At 65.8% G+C, this 19,764-nt stretch carries 13 protein-coding genes and 2 pseudogenes; 14 read left to right on the forward strand and 1 reads right to left on the reverse strand.

Annotated elements, in window-relative coordinates:
• Positions 1-70 precede the first annotated feature (70 nt).
• The gene (locus GKE56_RS14075) at positions 71-1,933 is read right to left on the reverse strand and encodes a sigma-54-dependent Fis family transcriptional regulator (protein WP_154685068.1); all 1,863 of its coding nucleotides are present in this window, start codon (positions 1,931-1,933) and stop codon (positions 71-73) included.
• Between the two features lie 173 nt (positions 1,934-2,106).
• On the opposite strand from GKE56_RS14075, the pseudogene GKE56_RS14080 reads away from it, so the two are divergent.
• The 14 genes and pseudogenes from GKE56_RS14080 (at position 2,107) to GKE56_RS14145 (ending at position 19,505) form a co-directional block, all read left to right on the forward strand.
• Positions 2,107-4,016 (forward strand): annotated as a pseudogene (locus tag GKE56_RS14080) (hydantoinase/oxoprolinase family protein).
• A 32-nt stretch (positions 4,017-4,048) separates the two neighbouring features.
• Entirely contained in the window at positions 4,049-4,477 is a 429-nt protein-coding gene (locus GKE56_RS14085; protein ID WP_154685069.1) for an acetone carboxylase subunit gamma, read from the forward strand.
• Between the two features lie 21 nt (positions 4,478-4,498).
• Positions 4,499-6,625 (forward strand): hydantoinase/oxoprolinase family protein, encoded by a 2,127-nt coding sequence (locus GKE56_RS14090; protein ID WP_154685070.1) that lies wholly within the window; start codon positions 4,499-4,501, stop codon positions 6,623-6,625.
• 29 nt (positions 6,626-6,654) lie between these two features.
• On the forward strand, positions 6,655-8,958 hold the full coding sequence (locus GKE56_RS14095) for a hydantoinase B/oxoprolinase family protein (RefSeq protein ID WP_154685071.1): 2,304 nt from the start codon (positions 6,655-6,657) through the stop codon (positions 8,956-8,958).
• Positions 8,959-9,208: 250 nt separating this feature from the next.
• On the forward strand, positions 9,209-9,865 hold the full coding sequence (locus GKE56_RS14100) for a hypothetical protein (protein WP_195908138.1): 657 nt from the start codon (positions 9,209-9,211) through the stop codon (positions 9,863-9,865).
• Positions 9,866-9,879: 14 nt separating this feature from the next.
• Positions 9,880-10,679 (forward strand): annotated as a pseudogene (locus tag GKE56_RS14105) (CoA transferase subunit A).
• Between the two features lies 1 nt (position 10,680).
• Entirely contained in the window at positions 10,681-11,328 is a 648-nt protein-coding gene (locus tag GKE56_RS14110) for a CoA transferase subunit B (protein WP_154685073.1), read from the forward strand.
• Positions 11,329-11,736: 408 nt separating this feature from the next.
• The gene (locus tag GKE56_RS14115) at positions 11,737-12,729 is read left to right on the forward strand and encodes a sugar ABC transporter substrate-binding protein (protein ID WP_154685074.1); all 993 of its coding nucleotides are present in this window, start codon (positions 11,737-11,739) and stop codon (positions 12,727-12,729) included.
• Positions 12,730-12,809: 80 nt separating this feature from the next.
• On the forward strand, positions 12,810-14,282 hold the full coding sequence (locus GKE56_RS14120; protein WP_195908139.1) for a sugar ABC transporter ATP-binding protein: 1,473 nt from the start codon (positions 12,810-12,812) through the stop codon (positions 14,280-14,282).
• Positions 14,279-15,301 carry an ABC transporter permease gene (locus tag GKE56_RS14125; protein ID WP_154685076.1) on the forward strand — a complete coding sequence of 341 codons (1,023 nt, stop codon included), beginning with the start codon at positions 14,279-14,281 and terminating at the stop codon, positions 15,299-15,301. The genes GKE56_RS14120 and GKE56_RS14125 overlap by 4 nt, the downstream gene beginning before the upstream one ends.
• The gene (locus GKE56_RS14130) at positions 15,288-16,154 is read left to right on the forward strand and encodes an N-acyl homoserine lactonase family protein (protein ID WP_154685077.1); all 867 of its coding nucleotides are present in this window, start codon (positions 15,288-15,290) and stop codon (positions 16,152-16,154) included. Before GKE56_RS14125 ends, GKE56_RS14130 begins: the two co-directional genes overlap by 14 nt.
• Positions 16,151-17,620 (forward strand): amidase, encoded by a 1,470-nt coding sequence (locus GKE56_RS14135; RefSeq protein ID WP_154685078.1) that lies wholly within the window; start codon positions 16,151-16,153, stop codon positions 17,618-17,620. Before GKE56_RS14130 ends, GKE56_RS14135 begins: the two co-directional genes overlap by 4 nt.
• Positions 17,621-17,667: 47 nt before the next feature.
• Positions 17,668-18,726: a LacI family DNA-binding transcriptional regulator gene (locus tag GKE56_RS14140; RefSeq protein WP_230209342.1), complete on the forward strand. Its 1,059-nt coding sequence runs from the start codon at positions 17,668-17,670 to the stop codon at positions 18,724-18,726.
• A 41-nt stretch (positions 18,727-18,767) separates the two neighbouring features.
• Positions 18,768-19,505 carry an SDR family oxidoreductase gene (locus tag GKE56_RS14145; RefSeq protein ID WP_154685080.1) on the forward strand — a complete coding sequence of 246 codons (738 nt, stop codon included), beginning with the start codon at positions 18,768-18,770 and terminating at the stop codon, positions 19,503-19,505.
• Positions 19,506-19,764 lie beyond the last annotated feature (259 nt).

Consider the following 19,764-nt stretch of genomic DNA (forward strand, 5'->3'; position numbering starts at 1 on the left):
TAGATATCTGTCATCTATCACAAGCATGAAAACGCCGCCACCAGGCCCCGCCGTCGGCGGCGGGGGGGCGTCAGATGGTGGTGATGCCGAACTGCTTGAGCTTTCGGTAGAGCGACGAGCGTGCCAGACCGAGCGCCTTGGCGGCCTGCAGCCGATTTCCGCCGGCGGCCTGGAGGGCGGCGATTATCGCGTCCCGCTCCGCCTGCTCGATGGTGGTCAGCGTGCGACGGGCGGTGGTGTGGCAGTACCCGGGGAGATCCTGCTCTTCGATGGCACCAACCGGCCTCTTCAGGAGGGCGCTCGACAGCGCCTCGGAGAGCTGACTGACGTTTCGTGGCCATGCATACCGTGTGATCAGGCGCAGCGCGACTGGAGTCAGGCGCACGTCGCGATGGGGGGCCAGGTCGGCGAGCAACCGCTCGACCAGGGAGCCAATGTCAGCCGTCCGATGACGCAGTGGGGGCACCGTGACCGCCGTCTGGAAGAACGGCAGCAGCTCACGGAACGGCAGCTCCGAGTCGAGGCTCGCGTCCGACAGTGTGGCCGCCACATACACGGGCAGGTCGGTCTCGACGGCCGCCATCATGAAAGTCGCTAGGCGCTCGACGCCTTCGGTGGTCAGCTCGTCGATGTTGCGGAAGATATAGAGCGTCGGCCTTGTCGTGACCTGCAGCGCCTCCTCCGCTTCGACATACCCCGTGCGGGAGATCTGGGCCGCGTCGAACCGCAAGCTCCGTCCACCGTCGTGGACGGCGTGGTAGAGCTCGGTCAGCAACGTGAGCTTGCCGCACCCTGACTCGCCCATGACCAACAGCGGTGCTCGTTCGCGGAGGGCGCCCTCGATCTTGTGAACTGCCACCCGCCATGACGGTGTCCTCCCCTCAGCGATGGGGGTGCGCTTGAGCGGGAGACGCTCGATGAGCCCACGGTCCTGAGGCCAGCTGAGCGCGCCAGGGGCGGGCAGCACGTAGTCCTGCAGGCTCGGGCCGGTCGCCGGCAGGTCGGTCAGGAGGGTGATGACGAGCACCATGCCAGCGATGTCCTTGCCGACCATGATCCGCGAGCCCCGCAGCCTAAACGACTTTCCGGAGTCGAGCTCCACGCGGTCGTCAGGCGCGTCGTGCCGGACCATCAGGAAACGCGCGTGCTCCTGAAGGACTGCCTGTTCCTCAGTGTCGAGGAGCAGCTGGGCGGCGGCGTTCATCATGACGAGGCTCTGGCCAACTGCCATCACAGCCTCGTGGGAACGGGCGTCCACCCGCAGGTAGGTCTCGAAGAGCGCCTGCTGGCACTGGCTGTGGTCAGCCACCAAGCTCTGCTCGATGTTTCGGGCCGCGGATCGGACGAGCGAGTGCATCAGCGGACTGGAGTGCTCGGTGAGGCAGGTGACGTCCAGCACGCCTTCGACGCGACCTGTTACAGGGTCGCGAATGGCGGCTCCAGCGCACGCAAACGGCTGCAGGACATCGACATAGTGCTCGGCACCCACAATTTGGACCGACGCGCCTGACTCCAGCACGGTGCCGATGCCGTTCGTCCCGGCTTCGTTCTCTGCATAGCCGAAACCTTGGGCCAGCGACACGCGGTCGAGGAGGAGGCCGATGGTGCGAGAGGTGTCGACGCGGCTGATGACCCGCGCACGACTGTCCGTGAGCACGATGCTCAAAGCGAGGTCTGCGGTCTCCTCGCTGATCCTCTGGATGATCGGCTCGGCACAGCGGACGAGCCGCGACCGGACGTCGAGATCCTGGAAGTACCTGACCTTCAGCCCGTGGCTCGTGAGTCCTGCCGAGGCGCTGCGACGCCACGAGGCGGCGACGTGGTCCGGGACCCCAGCCAAGCTTCGCTCGCCCGTACTGAGGAAGTCAGCGCGCGCGGCCGCGATGGTCAGCCGCCGATCGCCGGTATCTCCCGAGACTCTCGAGTCGTCCATGGGAGTGCACCTCCTTGTGCGTCCGCTCGTCACATCCTCTCGCACTACCGCCCCGATGAACCCGACCCCGGTGTCTCAAAGTGGGACACCCGGCCCCCCTGGGACAGCGGCCACAGTGATCCGAACGGGCTGACGCCGGCCCCCGAGACCGGCCCACGACTCAAGGGAGAGTCATGAATCACCTCATCAACATCGACAACGGTGGCACCCTCACCGATATCTGTGTCTGGGACGGTGAAGGGTTCTACTTCACCAAGACCCTGACCACCCCGTTCGACCTGTCGCAATGCCTCTTCGATGGGATCGAGAAGGCCTCCGCGACGATCTACGGGGAGCAGGACCTCGTACGCCTCCTCCACGAGACCAAGCACATCCGCTACTCGACCACGCAGGGCACCAACGCCCTCGTCGAGCGCAAGGGCCCCTCCATCGGCCTGGTGGTCGAGGATCCCGCCGTCGTCGAGGAACTGCGCGAGGGAGCCGCGGCCACGGAGCTCTTCGACGACCTTGTCGGCCCCCGGGTGGCGGTGGTGGACCTCAGCCAGTCTCAGGACGACTTGGCCTTCGACCTCGTCCAGAAGGTCAACCAGCTCACGACCGAGGGTGCTGCGCGGATCGTCGTCGTCGGCGAGTCGCCCGAGTCCGAGCAGCGGATGCGTCACGTGCTGCTGCGCAAGTTCCCGCGGCACCTCCTCGGATCGGTCCCGCTGCTCTACAGCTGGGACTTCGTGGGCGACGGCAACAGAGGTCGCCGAGCGTGGTCGGGCATGGTGAATACCTTCCTCCACCCGGTCATGGAACGGTTCCTCTACGGGGCCCAGCACCGCCTCCGCGAGCACAAGGTGACCAACCCGCTGCTGGTCTACCGCAACGACGGTGCATCCTCGCGGGTGTCGAAGGCCGTCGCTCTGAAGACGTACTCGTCCGGGCCTCGGGGTGGGCTGGAGGGAACGCTCGCCTTGGCTCGCAGCTACGAGCTGGCTCACGTGCTCATGATGGATGTGGGTGGAACAACCACCGACATCGGCATCGTCGACGATGGCGCCATCACGACCAGCCACCGCGGCACCATCGCAGGCGTGCCGACGTCTTTCCCCATGAGCGACGTGCACTCCGCCGGTGTGGGGGAAGCTCGGTGATCGGGGTCAAAGACGGCCAGATCAGGGTGGGCCCCCGAAGCGTGGGTGCCGCTCCTGGGCCGGCCTGCTTCGCCCTCGGTGGGACGGAAGCCACAATCACCGACGTCAACCTCCTGCTTGGGGTGCTCGACCCCGACAGTTATTTGGAGGGTCAGCTGCAGCTCGATGCCCAGCGCGCGGCCGCTGTGATCACCGAAGCCGTTGCCATCCCCCTGGGAATCACCCTGGAGGAGGCACTGGTGCGGATGGAGAACGCCTACTTCGAGGCCATCGCCGGCTCGTTCTCCTCGCTGGTCAAGGAGGACACCACTCTCGCAGCCTTCGGCGGAGCCGGGCCCATGAGCGCCTGCGGAGCCAGCCGGTTGGTTGGCGTCAAGCGAGTGCTGGTCCCGCGGATGGCTGCCGTGTTCTCGGCCTTTGGGATCAGCTTCTCCGACATCGGCAAGTCGTACGAGGTGAGCGTTCCGGAGACCGGCGAGGAGTCCGCCCTCCGAACGCACGACCAGATGCTCGTCCGCGCTGAACGCGACTTGTTCCAAGAGGGGTATGACATCGCCGACTGCACCCTGGCCTGGTCGATCGGGGTCGAGGACGCCGGTGGTGCCCTCACAACCAGGCCCTACCGGCGCGGGGACGCGGTTGACGGTCGCGAGGGCCACGTCTCGCTGCTGTTGGACGTCACCGCGGACCTGCCCCATCCGAACCTTGGGAACCGCGACGTCGCTGTTGAGCGTGCGGCCGTCCTCTCGGGATCACGGGCCGTGCGGTCCAGCGCGTCGGTGGTCGAGGACGTGCCTGTATTCGTGCTCGACGAGCAGCAGGCCGGTGCCTGCGCGTACGGCCCAGCCATCGTCGAGGGCCCCTTCTTCACCACCCGTGTCCCCGCGGGATGGCGCCTCGACGTCACCTCCAACGGCGACCTGATTCTGACCGACACCCACTGAGCACTCCTCGTGGCCACGAAAGGAATGACGACATGCGAGTTCCGATGACCGAGTACCTGCTCATCGACCTCGATACCGAACGGTGGGTATGCCGCGTGTGCCAGCACGACCTCGGCGACGCCCACACCAACTACAAGCCGGGAACCCTGGTCTACGACCGCGACCCGCGCGAGATCCACCAACCGATCCTCGACCCGGAGCGGTACGAGTTCACCTTCTCCCCGGACCCGACCTACTGCCGGATCCTCGAGTTCTACTGCCCCGGATGTGCGACCCAGCTCGAGACAGAGTACGTCCCGCCGGGCCACCCGCCGACGGTCGACATGGTGTGGGACGTCGACGCGCTACGCAGGCAGTGGGAGGAACGCGGGGTGGACCCGGAGGAGATCTTCAACTACGGGCCGGGAGAAGACGCCCAGAAGTACACCGCACACCACAAGGCCACCGGCCACATCCGCTGACCCTCGAAGGAGCCGAACACCATGAAGCGCATCTCCGTCGACATCGGCGGCACGTTTACCGACTGCTTCTTCGTCTGGGACGACATTTACGTCGAGGCGAAGGCCCTTACCACCCACCACAACCTGGCCCTGGGGTTCAACGAGGCGCTCGACCTCGCCTGCAAACGAGCCGAGCTCGACCGCGGCACCGTGTTGTCCGAGGTCGACTCGGTGCGATACGCCACCACCCTGGGGACCAACGCGCTGATCGAGCGCAAGGGTCCGAAGGTCGGGGCCATCGTTACGCACGGTTTCGAGGACACCATCCCGTTGTCTCGTGGTCGGGGCTACGGGGAGGGGCTGGACAACTCGATGCAACAGAACCTCCCCGCGGCCGAGCGGCCTGAGCCCTTGGTGCCGCGCGCGCTGATCAGGTCGGTCAAGGAGCGGATCAACTCGGCCGGCAAGGTCGTGGCCAGGTTGGACCCGCAGGATGTGCGCACGGTGTTTCGCGATCTCGTGGACGCGGGCGCTGAGGCCGTCGTGGTCTCGCTCACGAACGCTACCGAGAACCCCGAACACGAGCTGCAGATCCAGGAGATCCTCCTCCAGGAGTTCCCGTCCCATGAGCTCGGCGCCATCCCCGTCCTGCTCGGTCATCAGGTCTCGGGACGTAAGGGGGAGTATGTCCGCGCGACGTCGACCATCGTGGATGCCTTCCTGCACGAGATCATGTTCCATGCGCTGAGCCAGCTGTCCACGAACCTGCGCGACTACGGGTATGACAAGCCGATGCTGGTGATTCACAACTCCGGCGGGATGGCCCAGATGAACTCCACCGACGCCCTCCAGACCATCCACTCGGGGCCCATCGCCGGCGTCGGTGCCGCCGAGCACCTCTCGAGCGAGACGGGTCTGGGCCACGTGATCTCGACCGACATGGGTGGCACCTCGTTCGACATCGGCCTGGTCCCGGAGGGGGGCGTGAAGCACTACGACTTCCTGCCCACCATCGACCGCTGGCTCGTGTCGGTCCCGATGGTCCATCTCGACACCCTCGGTGCCGGCGGCGGATCCATCGCCAGCTACGACCGGATCCACAACGCCATCAAGATCGGCCCGGAGTCCGCGGGTTCGAGCCCAGGGCCAGCCTGCTACGACCGCGGTGGTCTGAAGCCGACCGTCACCGATGCCGACCTGCTCCTTGGCTACCTCGACCCCGACAACTACGCCAACGGTTACATCAAGCTGAACCCCAAGCGTGCAGTCTTCGCCGTCGAGGACCAGCTGTGCGACGAGCTCGACATGGACGTCATCGACGTCGCGCGTGAGATCAAGAGGGGCGTCGACGAGCAGATGGCGATCGGGATAGGCAAGGAGCTGCGCGTGCGCGGATACCTGCCTGAGGACTTCACCATGCTCGCCTACGGCGGGAACGGGCCACTGCACGCCTGTGGCATCGCCAAGCAGGCAGGCATCAAGCGAGTGCTAGCTCCCCCGTTCTCGTCTGTGTTCTCGGCGTGCGGCGCCGGGAACATGCGCCAGCTGCATTTCCACGAGCGCGGAGCCCACGTCGTGCTCTACAACGCCACGACTCGGGCGCTCTTCGATCGGTACGACGAGCTCAACGCCGTCGTAGCGGAGCTCGAGGCTCGAGGTCTTGAGGACCTGGTTCGTCAGGGCTTCGCCACGAAGGACGTGAGGTACCGCCTCGAGATGGACATGCGGTACGGCAACCAGCTCGTGACAACCGCCGTCGTCCTGGACATCAGCCGGCTGAACGGTGTCGGGGACGTGCTGCACACGATCCGTACGTTCTCGGACGTCTACAGCCACCGCTACGGCTCCGGTTCCGCCGCGCCCGAGGCGGGCATTCGTGTCCAGACGATCCGGGTCGCCGCCTACGTCGAGGGTGACGTGGTCAGCTTCGACTCCCTGGAGGCCGGCGGCACGCGCAGCTGCCCGGTCCCGACAAGTCACAGGTTGGTCCACTTCGTCGACCACCCCAACGTCCTGGAGACGCCCGTCTACGACCAGGCCGCCCTGACCGCCGAGCACGTGATCACAGGGCCGGCCATCGTCACCACTGAGAACACCACCTTCCTCGTCGAGCCCGGATGGCGTCTGGAGCCGACACCGCAGGGAGCCGTCTGGTTCCTGCAGGACTGACGGCACCGCATACCAAGGAGACCACCACCATGACCGCTATTCATGAGTCCAAGAGCCAAGCCCTCACCCCGCAGGAGCAGGAGTGGGTGGCGCAGTTCATGGACGAGACCACCCTGTTTCTTGGACCAGACCGGGAGATCATGCGTTCGCACAGCATCGCCGAACGATCGGTGTACGAGGACGCCTGCATCTCCAAGGGCGTCGACCGGCTGACGGTCGAGCGCATTCGCAAGCGGATCGCCGGGGCCCTTGACGAGGGGTACGAGATGTGCGAGGCCCAGGGCGCCGCCCCCGGCGCGAAGTGGGGTGACCTGACGACGGCGATCTACACCGCCGCCGGCGACGTCTCGTACCTGTCCTGCCATGGCGTCATTGCCTTCTCGGCGATCCTGCACCACCCAATTCGCTACATCATGAAGTACTGGAAGGACGAGCCGACCGTTGGCATCCACGAGGGTGACGGGTTCATCCACAACGACGCCCGCTACGGCAACGTCCACAACACCGACCAGTCGATGATCATGCCCGTGATGCGCGATGGGCAGATCATCGCCTGGGTTGCGGCCACCATCCACGAGGGTGAGAACGGCGCCTGCGAGCCGGGTGGCATGCCCTCGGGCTCGGAGACACCCTTCGACGACGGCCTGCGGATGAGTCCGTTCAAGATCGTCGAGGGCGGCCACCTGCGACGCGACCTGCTGACGTTTCTGCAGCACTCGGTGCGTGACCCGAAGCTGCAGCTGGCGGACCTCAAGGTGAAGATCGGCTCGGTCCGCCGCATCATGGAGCGCGTCGACGCCCTCATCGACGAGGTGGGTGTGGATACCTTTGTCGCTGCCCTCCGGGTCACCGTCGAGGACGTGGACGTCGAGGTGCGCCGCCGGATCAAAGAGCTGCCTGACGGGACGGTCAGCTTCAACCAGTTCATGGACAGCACGCTGAAGGAGAACATCCTCATCAAGCTGGCGTGCAAGATCCACATCAAGGGCGACCAGATGACTGTGGACCTTCGCGGTACGGGACCGGAGATCCTCAACCGTGCCATCAACTCGCCGCTGTGCTCGGTGAAGTCCATGATGATGCAGGCCATCCTGGCGTTCTGGTGGCCCGACCTGCCGAGGTGCACCTCGGCCATGAGCTGCATCGAGATCGTGAGCGACGAGGGCACGTGGGCGGACGCCAGCTATGACGCGCCGATGGGCCAGTCGCTCCAGGCCTCGTTCCGCTCGTTCTCGGCCCTGCAGTCCCTTTACGGCAAGATGCAGTTCTCGACACCGAACAAGTACTCGAACGTCGTCGCGAACTGGTTCAACCAGATCAACACCTTCCTCTGGGGCGGCATCACGCAGCACGGCGACACCGTGGGCAACCTCTGCGCCGATCTCAACGGTATGCCGGGCGGAGCCAAGCCGTTCAAGGACGGGGAGGACGCCGTGTCACCGCTGTTCTGCGCCATGGCAGATACGGCCGAGCAGGAGGTGATGGAGGAGGAGGTGCCCTTCATGCAGCTCGTCTCCAAGCGTCTCGTCCGCGACAACATGGGCTTCGGCAAGTTCACGGGCGGCATGGGCTACGAGATGATTGTCGCCAGCGAGGGCACGCCGCACTGGGGATTCATGACAGTGACGTCCGGCGCGAAGTTCTCCTCCGTCTACGGCATGTTCGGCGGTTACGGCTGCGGGACCTATCCCCTGGCAATGGTCAAGGGCACCAACGTCTACGAGGCAATCCGTCAGGATGCCAGCAAGTTCGACCTCTCGATGGAGAAGGTTATGAACGAGCGCCCCTTCGAGGGTGGCCAGTACCAGACGTCTCACATGGGCCTGCAGTTCGACGTTGCCAAGGACGGCGAGCTGTACATGATCTCCCAGGGGGCGGGGGGTGGCTACGGCGATCCACTCGAGCGAGATCCTGCAGCGGTCGTCAAGGATGTCGAGCTCGGCCGCATCAGCGCCACGGTCGCCCGAGAGATGTTCGCGGTCGCCTACGACGCGGCGACGTTCCTCCTGGACCTCGAAGGCACCGGCCGGCTACGAGCCGAGGCACGCAAGGCGCGCCTCGACCGAGGTCGTCCTTACCAGGAGTTCGTCGATGAGTGGGTCACGGCGGAGCCTCCCCAGGACCTCCTCTACTACGGCTCCTGGGGCGATGACACAGACGAGCTGACCGCCACGGTGTTCGAGATCGACGGACCCCGACGGGTGAAGGCGACGATCGACGAGATGCCGATCATCATGATCCCCGACCGGCGTGAGGTCGCGATCTCCAAGCTCGAGGCTCGCGTGAAGCAGCTCGAGGAGAAGTACGGCGAGACCACCTCGCGGCTCGCCTGACCCCAGCCCGGGTGGGTGCACCCGACGACTACGTGGTGCACCCACCCGCACAGGCTGTATCGACACATCACCACCTCAGCCAGGAGCTGCTGCCATGCCCACCCCGTTCGATGCACTCCGCGCCAACCCGCCATCCGGGCGGAGGACCGCGCTCCTCCTCGACCACGCGGCATACGGCTCCCGGGTCCTGCTGCGCGGTGCGCCCGTGCCATGGAGCAGCCCACCTGACTGCGCGAGCTACTTCGGCAGGGTGCAGGGCCTACTTCGCCCCGACGCGATCTTGGTGGACGTTGGAGCGGCCTATGCCCAGCACCTGGCGTCCCGGCCAGGACTGATCGCCGCCATGGGGGCACGCTCAAGGACGGGCTTCGCGCTGAAGACGCTGTTGGGTGACGATGACATCGCGGAGGCCGTCGGCAAGCTGGTTCGGGTGCTGTCGGAGACCAGCCGCCAGCCTTTGGTGCTCGAAGTGCCATCACCACTGCGCTGGCTAGCTCGGGCGCAGCTGACCTCGGGCGCCACGTCGCTGGATACGATCGACACCGAACACGGTGAGCAGGCGTCGATGTACCTGGCGGACTGGCTTCGCAGGTTCGACACACTTCCCGTGACGCTCTTGGTCCTCGATGGCCGACGGGCGGACCGGTCAACGCTGGCAGGGCTTCCCGCCGATGATCTCAGCTCGTACGCCCCTCTGGCCAACGTGGCAGATCACTTCCGCTGGGAGCTCGGTCTGAGAACCGACCAGCAGGTCGTGTTGCGCGCGTCCGAGGCGCGGGGAGCGGTCGTGCCAGACAGCTTCTGGACGAGCGAGGGCGACGTGCCGGAGGGCGACTTCCTCTTCGCCGAGGTGCCGGCGGACGTCGAGCCGGAGCGCGTGCTCGCCCGCCTCGCGACCCTCGACTGAGCGGAGTCCCGGTCATGGACAAGGTCGTCTCCTCAGCGGCCGAGGCCATCGACGGGATCGTCGATGGCTCCTCGTTGGCAGTCGGTGGTTTCGGGCTGTGCGGCATCCCGAGCGTGCTGATCCGGGCGATCCACGATGCAGGGATCACCGGTCTGGAGGCCATCAGCAACAACTGCGGGGTAGACGACTGGGGGCTGGGCATCCTGCTGCGCGACAAGCGCATCGCCCGCATGGTGTCGTCCTATGTGGGTGAGAACAAGGAGTTCGAGCGCCAGTACCTCGGCGGTGAGCTGGAGGTCGAGCTGACCCCGCAGGGCACGCTGGCCGAGCGGCTGCGCGCCGGCGGGGCCGGCATACCGGCGTTCTACACCGTGACCGGCGCCGGGACCCAGGTCGCCGAGGGTGGCCTGCCCTGGCTGTATGCCGCGGACGGCACCGTGGCGAAGTCCTCCCCCGCAAGGAGACCAAGGTGTTCGAGGTCGACGGGGTGCAGAAGGAGTTCGTCCTCGAGCGCGCGATCGTCGCCGACTTCGGCCTGGTGCGCGCCTGGAAGGGCGACCGGCACGGCAACCTGGTCTTCGACCAGTCCGCCCGCAACTTCAACCCGCTCGCGGCGATGTCCGGGCGGGTCACCGTCGCCGAGGTCGAGCAGCTCGTCGAGCCCGGTGAGCTGGACCCCGACCACGTCCACCTGCCCGGTATCTACGTGCAGCGGGTGCTGGCCCTGACCCCCGAGCAGGCCGGCGAGAAGCGCATCGAGCGCCGCACGGTCCGCCCCCGCCCCGCCGCCGGCCCGACCCAGCAGGAGGCCTGAGATGGCACTGACCCGTGAGCAGATGGCGGCCCGGGCCGCCCGGGAGCTGACCGACGGCGCCTACGTCAACCTCGGCATCGGCCTGCCGACGCTGGTCCCGAACTACGTCCCGGACGACGTCGAGATCGTGCTGCAGTCCGAGAACGGCATCCTCGGCGTCGGCGCCTACCCCTACGACGGTGAGGAGGACCCCGACCTCATCAACGCCGGCAAGGAGACCGTGACGCTGCGCAAGGGCGCCTCGTTCTTCGACTCCGCGACCAGCTTCGGGATGATCCGCGGCGGCAAGGTCGACGCCGCGATCCTGGGGGCGATGCAGGTCTCGGCCAGGGGCGACATCGCCAACTGGATGATCCCCGGCAAGATGGTCAAGGGCATGGGCGGGGCGATGGACCTGGTCCACGGCGCCAAGCACGTCATCGTCCTCATGGAGCACAACGCCAAGGACGGCGCCTACAAGATCGTCGACGAGTGCTCGCTGCCCTACACCGGCCGCGGCGTGGTGCAGCGGATCATCACCGATCTCTGCGTCCTCGACGTCACCGACGCGGGGCTGGTCCTGCGCGAGCTCGCCCCCGGCGTCACCGAGGACGAGGTCCGCGAGCGCACCGAGCCCGACTTCACGACCCACGTTCGTGTCCCAAAGTAGAACACTCCAGGCGCGTGATGGCGGCGGATCGTGGTGCGCATGAACAGGAACCACCCCACCTGGCACCACTTCGCCCTAGTTGCCAGGACCGACCTTCACCACCCGAGAGTCTGCCGTAGCGCCTCGGGCACCTGGACCTGGAGGTGCGGTTGCGGGGGCGCCTCGCGCCGGACTGCTTCGTGCCCCTTCACGTGGCATGAGGCGTTCGTCGGTGCGCTCTACCACGCCCTCTCAGTCGCAGCCTGAGGTCGTCACGTCGCAGGTCGCGGCCAAGGTGCAGGGGAGAAATCGATTCCGGACAGTCCTCACCACTGCCTGTATGTGCCGCGAAAAGTCTTAACCGGCAACCCTTGACAGAACGTTAGCCCCATCCCTAGTCTCGTGAAATCGATTTCAGAGGAGTAGTCCATGAAACTCAAACTCGCAGCTGCCGCAGTCGTTGCGGCAGGCCTCGGACTGACGGCATGCACGTCTGCTCAGCAGGCCCAAAGTCAAGTGGTGCCGCAGGCGGCTGCCAACGGCGGCAAGAAGACCATCGGCCTCATCACCTTTTCCGCGACCGACCCCTCGGCAAATATCGTGATCAGCAGTGCCAAGAAGGCGGCGCAGAAGGCTGGCTACGACGTCGTTGTCGTCGATGCCCAGGGGCAGGTTGACCAAGCAAACGCCGCCATGCAGAACCTCGTGCAGCGCAGGGTCGCTGGCATCGCCATCACCGTTTTCCCGGTGTCGTCCCTCGCTGCTGGACTGGCGAGCACCAAGCAGGCCGGCATCCCCGTCGTCACGTCCGGCGGTGGCACAGGCGACGGCGTCGCAGTGAATGTCGACGATAGCCAGGGAGAGAAGGTCACGCAGGCTCTCATTGATGGGAGCTCGCATGGGGGAGACGTCCTGACCTTGACCTACTTGGGTGGTCGACCTTGCCAGCTGAGACTGGCGGCGTTCAACAAGACCCAGGGCTCCGGGGCGCCCAGCCTGCAGGTGACTCGTCAGGCGATCACCGTGCCGGGCCAGGTGGAGTCGGCCACGAACGCGACCCTCGCGTGGCTCGCTGCCCACCCCAAAGGCTCGGCACCCAGTCTGTCCATCTACGCCTGCTTCGATGACCCCGCCCTGGGGGCTGTCGCCGCCCTCAAGCAGACGAACCGCGATGACGTGAAGGTTTACTCCTTCAACGGAATCCCGCCAGCACTTGCGGCTGTGAAGGATGGCGCGATGACGGCGACGCTGTGGTTCGACCAGTCGGCAGTGGGTTCCACGCTCGTGGACGTCTTGGCCAAGACCATCAAGACGGGTCCGTCGAGCACGTCCCAGCAGGTCCCAGCGCCGTCGGTGCTCGTCACCAAGGCCAACTATGACCAGTTCGTGGCCGCCCACCCGGACGCAGTCAAGGCGAGCTGACCCGAGCCATGGACCGGCAGCCACTCGTTCGGGCATCGGGGATCACCAAGCGGTTCGGTGCCATCACGGCACTCGAAGACGTGACCGTGGAGTTCCGTCGCGGTGAGGTACACGGGCTCGTCGGCGCCAACGGCGCCGGCAAGTCCACGCTCATCAAGATTCTCGCCGGGGCCCACCTCCCTGATAGTGGCGCCATCGAGATCGACGGGTCACCCGTCACCCTCCGCTCAACGAGCGACTCGCAACGCTTGGGGCTTGGCTTCATCTATCAGGAGCTTTCCCTGGTACCGAAGTTCTCCATACTGCAGAACCTTGCGATGGGCCATTGGGAGACGTCGCCAGCCGGGCTTCTACGCTGGGCCGGCCTTCGCGCTCGGGCGAAGGAGGTCCTCGGCATGATCGGCCTGGAGAAGCCGCTGGACTTTCCGGCTGAAAGGCTCAGTGTCGCGGACGCGTGGTTGGTGAGCATTGCACGGGCACTGATGAGCGACACGCGACTCATCGCCATGGACGAGCCCAGCGCTTCCTTGTCGGCTGAGGAGTGTGAGCGACTGTTCGCGGTCGTTCGCAGTCTGGGTGCCAGCGGCGTCTGTGTTCTCTACGTCTCACACCGACTCAACGAAGTCGTCGAGCTGTGCGACCGGGTCACGGTCTTCCGTGACGGACGGGTCGTCGACATCCTCACCGGCTCAGCGATCGACCGACCAGCGCTCGTCAAGGGAATCGTCGGGGGCCGCTCGGTCCCCGTTGCAGCCGACGAGCCTGCGGCGGCGCTCCCGGATGGCCAAGGTCCTGTTCTCAGCCTTCGTGGTTTGCGCCGGGCCCCCTTGGTGCATGGAGTGGACCTGGATCTGATGCCTGGAGAGGTGGTGGGGCTCACCGGACTCGTGGGCAGTGGCCGTACCGAGGTGGCACGTATGGTCTTCGGCGCGGACAGGCCTGATGGCGGCGAGATGCGGATTGACGGGAGGCCCTACCGTCCTCGGTCCGTGGTCGAGGCGATCCGTCATGGCGTGGCGCTCGTTCCCGAGGAGCGTCGATCGCAGGGCCTGTTCCTGGACAAGAGCATCGACTTCAACGTGGCCCTGCCGACCTTGAAGTCCATCAGGGGCCCGCTGCGGCTCCTGTCGACCCGCAAGCGGGTTGAGCGGTCACAGGCCATGGTCCGCAGCCTCGACATCAAGACTCGGTCTACCGACACGTTGGTAAGGCAGCTCAGCGGAGGTAACCAACAAAAGGTGGTCATGGCCAAGTGGCTGGTGGACGGATGTCGGGTGCTGCTGCTCGATGAGCCCTCGCGCGGAGTCGACGTGTCCGCCCGTGCGGAGATCTACCGCGTGATCCGCCAGCAGGCTGCCACCGGAACGGCCGTGCTGGTCATCTCCTCGGAGTTCGAAGAACTCAAGAGCTGTGACCGGGTCGTCGTCATGCGAGAGGGCCGGATCACGGCCAATCTCACTCCGTCCCAAGCATCCGAATCTGTTGTCTTGGAGGCGTCGTTCGCCGATCACCATCAGGGACAACCCCACTCAATCACTATGGAGCCACAATGACCCAGACGGCGTCTGTTGCCCAAGACACCTCCACATTGGCGCCAGGCGCGGGTGAGCGACGCGCCCTCTCCGCCGCGCTCACCATCGCCGGTAAGTACGGAACCATCATCGGACTCGTTGTCATGATCGCCGTGCTGTCGATAGCTGCGCCTGGCACGTTCCTTTCGATGTCGAACTTCGTGAACGTGCTGACCCAGAACTCGCTCATCGCCATCGTGGCGTGCGGCATGACGCTGCCGCTCGTCGTCGGAGAATTTGATCTGAGCGTTGGATATCAGGCCAGTTTCGCGGGAGTGCTGTGCGTTGGCCTGATGAGCCATGATGGGCTCTCCATTCCCCTGGCAGTGGCCCTCTCCGTTGCCGTCGGCGTCGCGGTCGGCATGATCAATGGGCTCCTGGTCACCAAGCTGGGCGTCAACGCGCTGATCGCAACTCTGGGCACGGGGACGGTCGTCGTAGGCCTCAACTACGCATATACGAATGGTGTCCCGATCACCCTGCCACCGACCAGTGCGGGATTCCTTGATCTCGCCCTTGGCAAGTTCGCCGGGATCCCCAACCCGATCATCTTCATGGTTCTTGCCGTGGGCTTCTTGTGGGTGTTGCTGAACCGCACCGTCCTCGGACAGCAGATGCAGGCCGTAGGCGGCAACCATGAGGCTGCCCGACTGTCAGGTGTGCGAGTGGAGCGGGTGCGGGTCTGGGCCTTTGTGATAGCCGGCATTGCAGCCGCTGGCGCCGGAGTCCTCCTCTCGTCCAGGGTCGGCAGCGGTCAGCTGACGGCAGGCGATGCATACCTGCTCAACTCGTTCGCAGCCGTGTTTCTGGGGTCGGCGGCACTGCGTGATGGCGAGTTCCACATCCTCGGCACCCTGATCGGTGTCATGACGGTGGGCTTTGGCTTCAACGGCCTCGCGATCCTCGGCGCCCCCACATTCTTCCAGTACATCTTCTCCGGTGGGCTGCTCATTGTGGCGGTTGCCCTCAGCACCGTGGCGAGGCGCTATGCCCGCGCTTGACGGTCCGGCGCTACCGGCGACGGACGAGGCGACTCTGAAGCGGCATGCGTCCAAGACGCCGCGGTACCGCGTCACAGCCGTCAACGTCGGCAATATGCGCGTCGATGCCTCCGAGATGTCGTACGGGCGGGGATACGGGACGAAGGTCGACATTCCGGTCTGGTGCGCGGCCATCGAAGGAAATGGCAAGCGCATCATCGTCGACACCGGCATCAGCGATCCTCAGTGGGTCGCCCGGCTGATGTGCCCAGCCTGGCAGGCCCCGGAGCAAACCATCGACGGAGCTCTCGAGCGGCTGGGATGGGCCAAGAACAGCGTCGACATGGTCATCAACTCGCACCTCCATCATGACCACTGCGCCAACAACGCGGCATTTCCGCAGGCTGAGTTCTTTGTCAGCCTTGCCGAATGGGAGTACGCACAGGCGCCGCTCAGCACTCAAACGGTGCTGTACAACAACTCGTGGCTCGCGCCTCCGTTGGGGCTCTTCGACTACACCTTGGTGCAGGACGACTTCTTCGACGTTCTCCCGGGACTGCGACTGGTGAAAACCCCGGGGCACACTCCCGGGCATCAGTCCCTGCTGGTCAACACCGACGAGGGGGTGCTGTGTGTGAGCGGCGACGCGGTCAACAGTCGCGAGAGCCTTGCTGACGGTGTTCCCTGCGGGCTGTTGTGGTCGACTGCGGCCGGACTGTCCAGCGTGCAGAGGATCCGTGGGCTTGCCGATCGCATACTCATGTGCCACGACACCGAGATCAAGAACTTTCAGGAGAGCGGCTTCCCGATGATTGAGACCACGAACCCCGCGGAGACCTTGTTCGCGCGGGAGAGCAAGGGAGACGAACGATGAGTCAGGATCTGTTCTTCGAGTCGGCGGTCGAGCTGGCCGGCCGCCTACGCAACAAGGACGTGAGTGCGGTGGAGGTCTCCGAGGCGTTTCTTCGACGCATCGACGCAGAGAACCCCAGAGTCAATGCCTTCACCACGGTGACGCATGACCTGGCACTGGAAACCGCCCGTCGCCTCGATGCCCGCGCGGCCAGTGGGCAGCCCCTGGGCGTCCTCCACGGCCTGCCTGTGGCGATCAAGGATCTCTTCGACCTCAGGGCCGGCGTGCGCAGCACGTTCGGTTCAGTGCCACTGCGCAACCACGTTCCACAGCAGACCGCCCTCTATGTCCAACGGCTCGAAGATGCCGGTGCGGTGATCGTCGGCAAGACCAACGCCCCGGAATTCGGTCACAAGGGCGTCACGGACAACCTGGTCTCCGGGCCGACCCGCAACCCGTTCGACCTCAGCCGCAACGCCGGTGGATCGTCCGGGGGCGCGGCCGCGGCCGTTGCGGCGGGGATGGTGCCACTGGCGCAGGGGACGGACGGTGGGGGCTCCGTGCGGATCCCGGCCTCGTGGTGCGGGGTCTACGGGATCAAGCCCTCATTCGGGAGGGTGGCCGATGTCTCACGACCTGACGCCTTCATCTCATCGAGCCCCTTCGTGTCCGTTGGTCCCTTGGCGCGCGGCGTGGCAGACGCGGCGCTCATGCTCGCGGCCATGGCTGGTCCCCACGCCCGAGATCCATTCAGCCTTCCCGCCAGCATGACCAACCTCGCGGACGTGGCGCGAGGCGGGCTGCACGGGAAGCGCGTGGCTTTCAGCCCCGACCTCGGGGGTTTCCCGGTCGACCCAGCTGTGAGCGCGACGATCAAGGCTTCGCTGATCGTCCTCGAGCAGGCTGGGGCTGTGGTCGAGGAGATCGCTTTCAAGCTCCCAGCAGACCAGCTGGAGCTGGCCGCGTTGTGGAACCGGCTGATGGGTGTCCTCTACTCGGACAGCTTCGAGGCCGTCAAGCAATGGGGGACGGACATTCTCGCCGACCACCTGCAGGACCTCACGCCGGCGTTCCGGACGATGGTCGTGGCGGCGCAGTCTCGCACCGCCATGGAGGCACGCGCCGATGAGCGACTTCGCACGACGGTCTTGGATGCCGTAGAGGACGCCCTGGAGGGCTACGACTTCCTCGTGTCCCCCACCTTGGCCGTGACTGCTGTAGCGAATCGCGACGACGGTCATACCACGGGTCCATCTACGGTCGAGGGCGTGCAAGTCGATCCGTCGATCGGCTGGTGCCTGACCTATCCCTTCAACTTCACCGGGCACCCAGCGGCCTCCGTGCCGGCGGGGTTCGTAGACGGCCTCCCGGTCGGCTTGCAGATCGTCGGACATCGGCACGACGATGCCGGCGTGCTTGCAGCCAGCGCGGCCTTCGAGGCCCACTCCCCGTGGCAGCACACCTATCCGGGATGGGAGCGCTCGTGACGGAACCGCGCAGCCGGGCAAGCTCGCCGAATGAGCGCGCCGTGACGATGGCCGACGTCGCAAGGCTTGCGGGCGTCTCACCAGCCACGGTGTCGCGCTGCCTCAACGGCAGCAATGTCAGTCCGCAGATCAAGAAGAACGTCGACCGGGCGATCGCCCAGCTGGGATACCGGCCCAACCTCATCGCCCGAGGCCTTCGCAAGCAGGTATCCAGGGTCTGGGCGTGTGTGATCTCGGACATTGAGAACCAGTTCTTCACCGCGCTGGTCCGCGGCGTGGAAGACGTGGCGCGAGCGGCGGACTACTCGGTTGTCCTGTGCAACACCGATGAGGACGTCCAGCGGGAAGCGGAGTACCTCCGCCTCATCGATGCCCAGCAGATGGCAGGCGTCATCATCTCCGCCACGCGTACCGACGTCGACATCAGCGGACTGGCCCGCGCAGGCGTGCAGGTGGTCTCCGTTGACCGCAAGCTCTCTCAGCCGGTGGACACAGTGCTCGTGAACAGCCACGAGGGGGCCGAGGTCGCGACGAGCCACCTCATCGCGATGGGTTGTCGCCGGATCGCCTGCATCACGGGTAGACACGACACCACGACTGGTGAAGAGCGGCTTCGAGGATATCGAGAGTCCCTTCGTCAGGCAGGGATGCAGGTGGACCCGGCCTTGGAGCGCTACTGCGACTTCAAGGAGGAGGGCGCTCACGCGGCCGCACTCGAGCTGCTCACCGATCCAACGTCGCGCCCCGACGGCTTCTTCGTTGCGAACAACCAGATGACACTCGGCGTCCTGAAAGCCCTTGCCAGCCAAGGTCTGGCCGTGCCGCACGACGTCGCAGTGGCTGGCTTCGATGACCTGCCCTGGTGGTCCTTCTCGCATCCGACAGTCACTGCCGTATCCCAACCTGCCTACGACATGGGCAGAGCCGCCGGGGAGATGCTCGCGGAGCGGATCGCCGGTCACCAGGGGCCGCCGCGCGAGCGCTATTTCGAGCCGCAGCTTGTCGTGCGCCAGAGCTCGCAGCTCGGAACTCACCCTGCACCCCCCGAAAGTGCCTGGCACGTAGGCCTTCCGGCCCCAAGAACGTCCTCTCCCCTCTCGATCTGAACCTACCGATGACTCACCTTCACCAACAAAGGACAACGACCATGCCCGCAGAGACCAGAGACTTGACATCCACCGTCGTCGCCATCACAGGGGCCAGTTCAGGAATCGGAGCTGCGGCTGCCCGGCTCTTGCTCGAGGCTGGCGCGCGAGTAGCCGTCCAGGCCCGTCGCGAGGACCGACTCAAGGAGCTCGCGGACGAGTTCGGCACGGAAAGGGTTGTTGTCGTACCCGGCGACGTCCAAGAACCCGAGGCGGCGGGTGACCTCGTGGGGGCCGCGGTCCAGGCTTTTGGTCGTCTCGACAGCATCGTGGTCAACGCCGGTATCGGCGCTTACGGCGGAATCCTCGACGCCTCGGACGGCGAGCTCATCACGATGATGCGCACCAATGTCGACAGCACCGTGTGGGGTGTTCGGGCCGCCATTCGGCAGTTCCGAGCCCAAGGCGCAGGTGGCGACATCGTCGTCATCAGCTCCGTGGCCGGCCTGCGCGGCGGCGGCAACGAGGCGGTCTATGCCGCGACGAAGTTTGCCCAAGTTGGGCTCGCCGGGTCGCTCGACCGGGAAGTGCGCCCAGAGGGCATCAGGGTCAGCACGATCTGTCCGGCAGGCGTGCACACCGGGTTCGCGATCGGAACTGGCCGTACGGAAGGTGATCCGGCGCTGGATGCGCTTCTTCAGCCGCAAGACATCGGAGCGGCCGTGGTGACCGTCTTGCGCCAGCCGAGGCGCATGCGTACCACCCTTTGGGCCATGTGGAGCATGGCCGAGGGCAGCTGACGCCAGCCAGCGTCCCACCGCCTTCGCCACCACCATCACCCCCCAAGGAAACCTTCATGACCTACCTCTCCCGAGCCATGCTGGTTCGTGCTGCGGTGGAGCGCGCCGCCATCAACGCCAGTCCGCATCTTCCCGTCCCCTACGAGAGGGACGACAGCCTCATCGCTCCGACGAGGGTCGCCGCGGCTCGACTCACCCTCCGGAGGGTCCTCAGGCAACGCCGATGACCCAAGGTAGGACACCCTGCCCCATCGGACCC

The sequence above is a fragment of the Nostocoides sp. HKS02 genome, from assembly GCF_009707485.1.
In the GTDB taxonomy this organism is placed as follows: Bacteria; Actinomycetota; Actinomycetes; order Actinomycetales; family Dermatophilaceae; genus Pedococcus.

What these genes read in the sequence shown, in the direction of transcription:
- GKE56_RS14145 (WP_154685080.1), top strand. Translation starts at nt 18,768, where the DNA reads ATGCCCGCAGAGACCAGAGACTTGACATCCACCGTCGTCGCCATCACA.
- GKE56_RS14115 (WP_154685074.1), top strand. Translation starts at nt 11,737, where the DNA reads ATGAAACTCAAACTCGCAGCTGCCGCAGTCGTTGCGGCAGGCCTCGGA.
- GKE56_RS14085 (WP_154685069.1), top strand. Translation starts at nt 4,049, where the DNA reads ATGCGAGTTCCGATGACCGAGTACCTGCTCATCGACCTCGATACCGAA.
- GKE56_RS14090 (WP_154685070.1), top strand. Translation starts at nt 4,499, where the DNA reads ATGAAGCGCATCTCCGTCGACATCGGCGGCACGTTTACCGACTGCTTC.
- GKE56_RS14135 (WP_154685078.1), top strand. Translation starts at nt 16,151, where the DNA reads ATGAGTCAGGATCTGTTCTTCGAGTCGGCGGTCGAGCTGGCCGGCCGC.
- GKE56_RS14095 (WP_154685071.1), top strand. Translation starts at nt 6,655, where the DNA reads ATGACCGCTATTCATGAGTCCAAGAGCCAAGCCCTCACCCCGCAGGAG.
- GKE56_RS14075 (WP_154685068.1), bottom strand. Translation starts at nt 1,933, where the DNA reads ATGGACGACTCGAGAGTCTCGGGAGATACCGGCGATCGGCGGCTGACC.
- GKE56_RS14140 (WP_230209342.1), top strand. Translation starts at nt 17,668, where the DNA reads ATGGCCGACGTCGCAAGGCTTGCGGGCGTCTCACCAGCCACGGTGTCG.
- GKE56_RS14125 (WP_154685076.1), top strand. Translation starts at nt 14,279, where the DNA reads ATGACCCAGACGGCGTCTGTTGCCCAAGACACCTCCACATTGGCGCCA.
- GKE56_RS14110 (WP_154685073.1), top strand. Translation starts at nt 10,681, where the DNA reads ATGGCACTGACCCGTGAGCAGATGGCGGCCCGGGCCGCCCGGGAGCTG.
- GKE56_RS14130 (WP_154685077.1), top strand. Translation starts at nt 15,288, where the DNA reads ATGCCCGCGCTTGACGGTCCGGCGCTACCGGCGACGGACGAGGCGACT.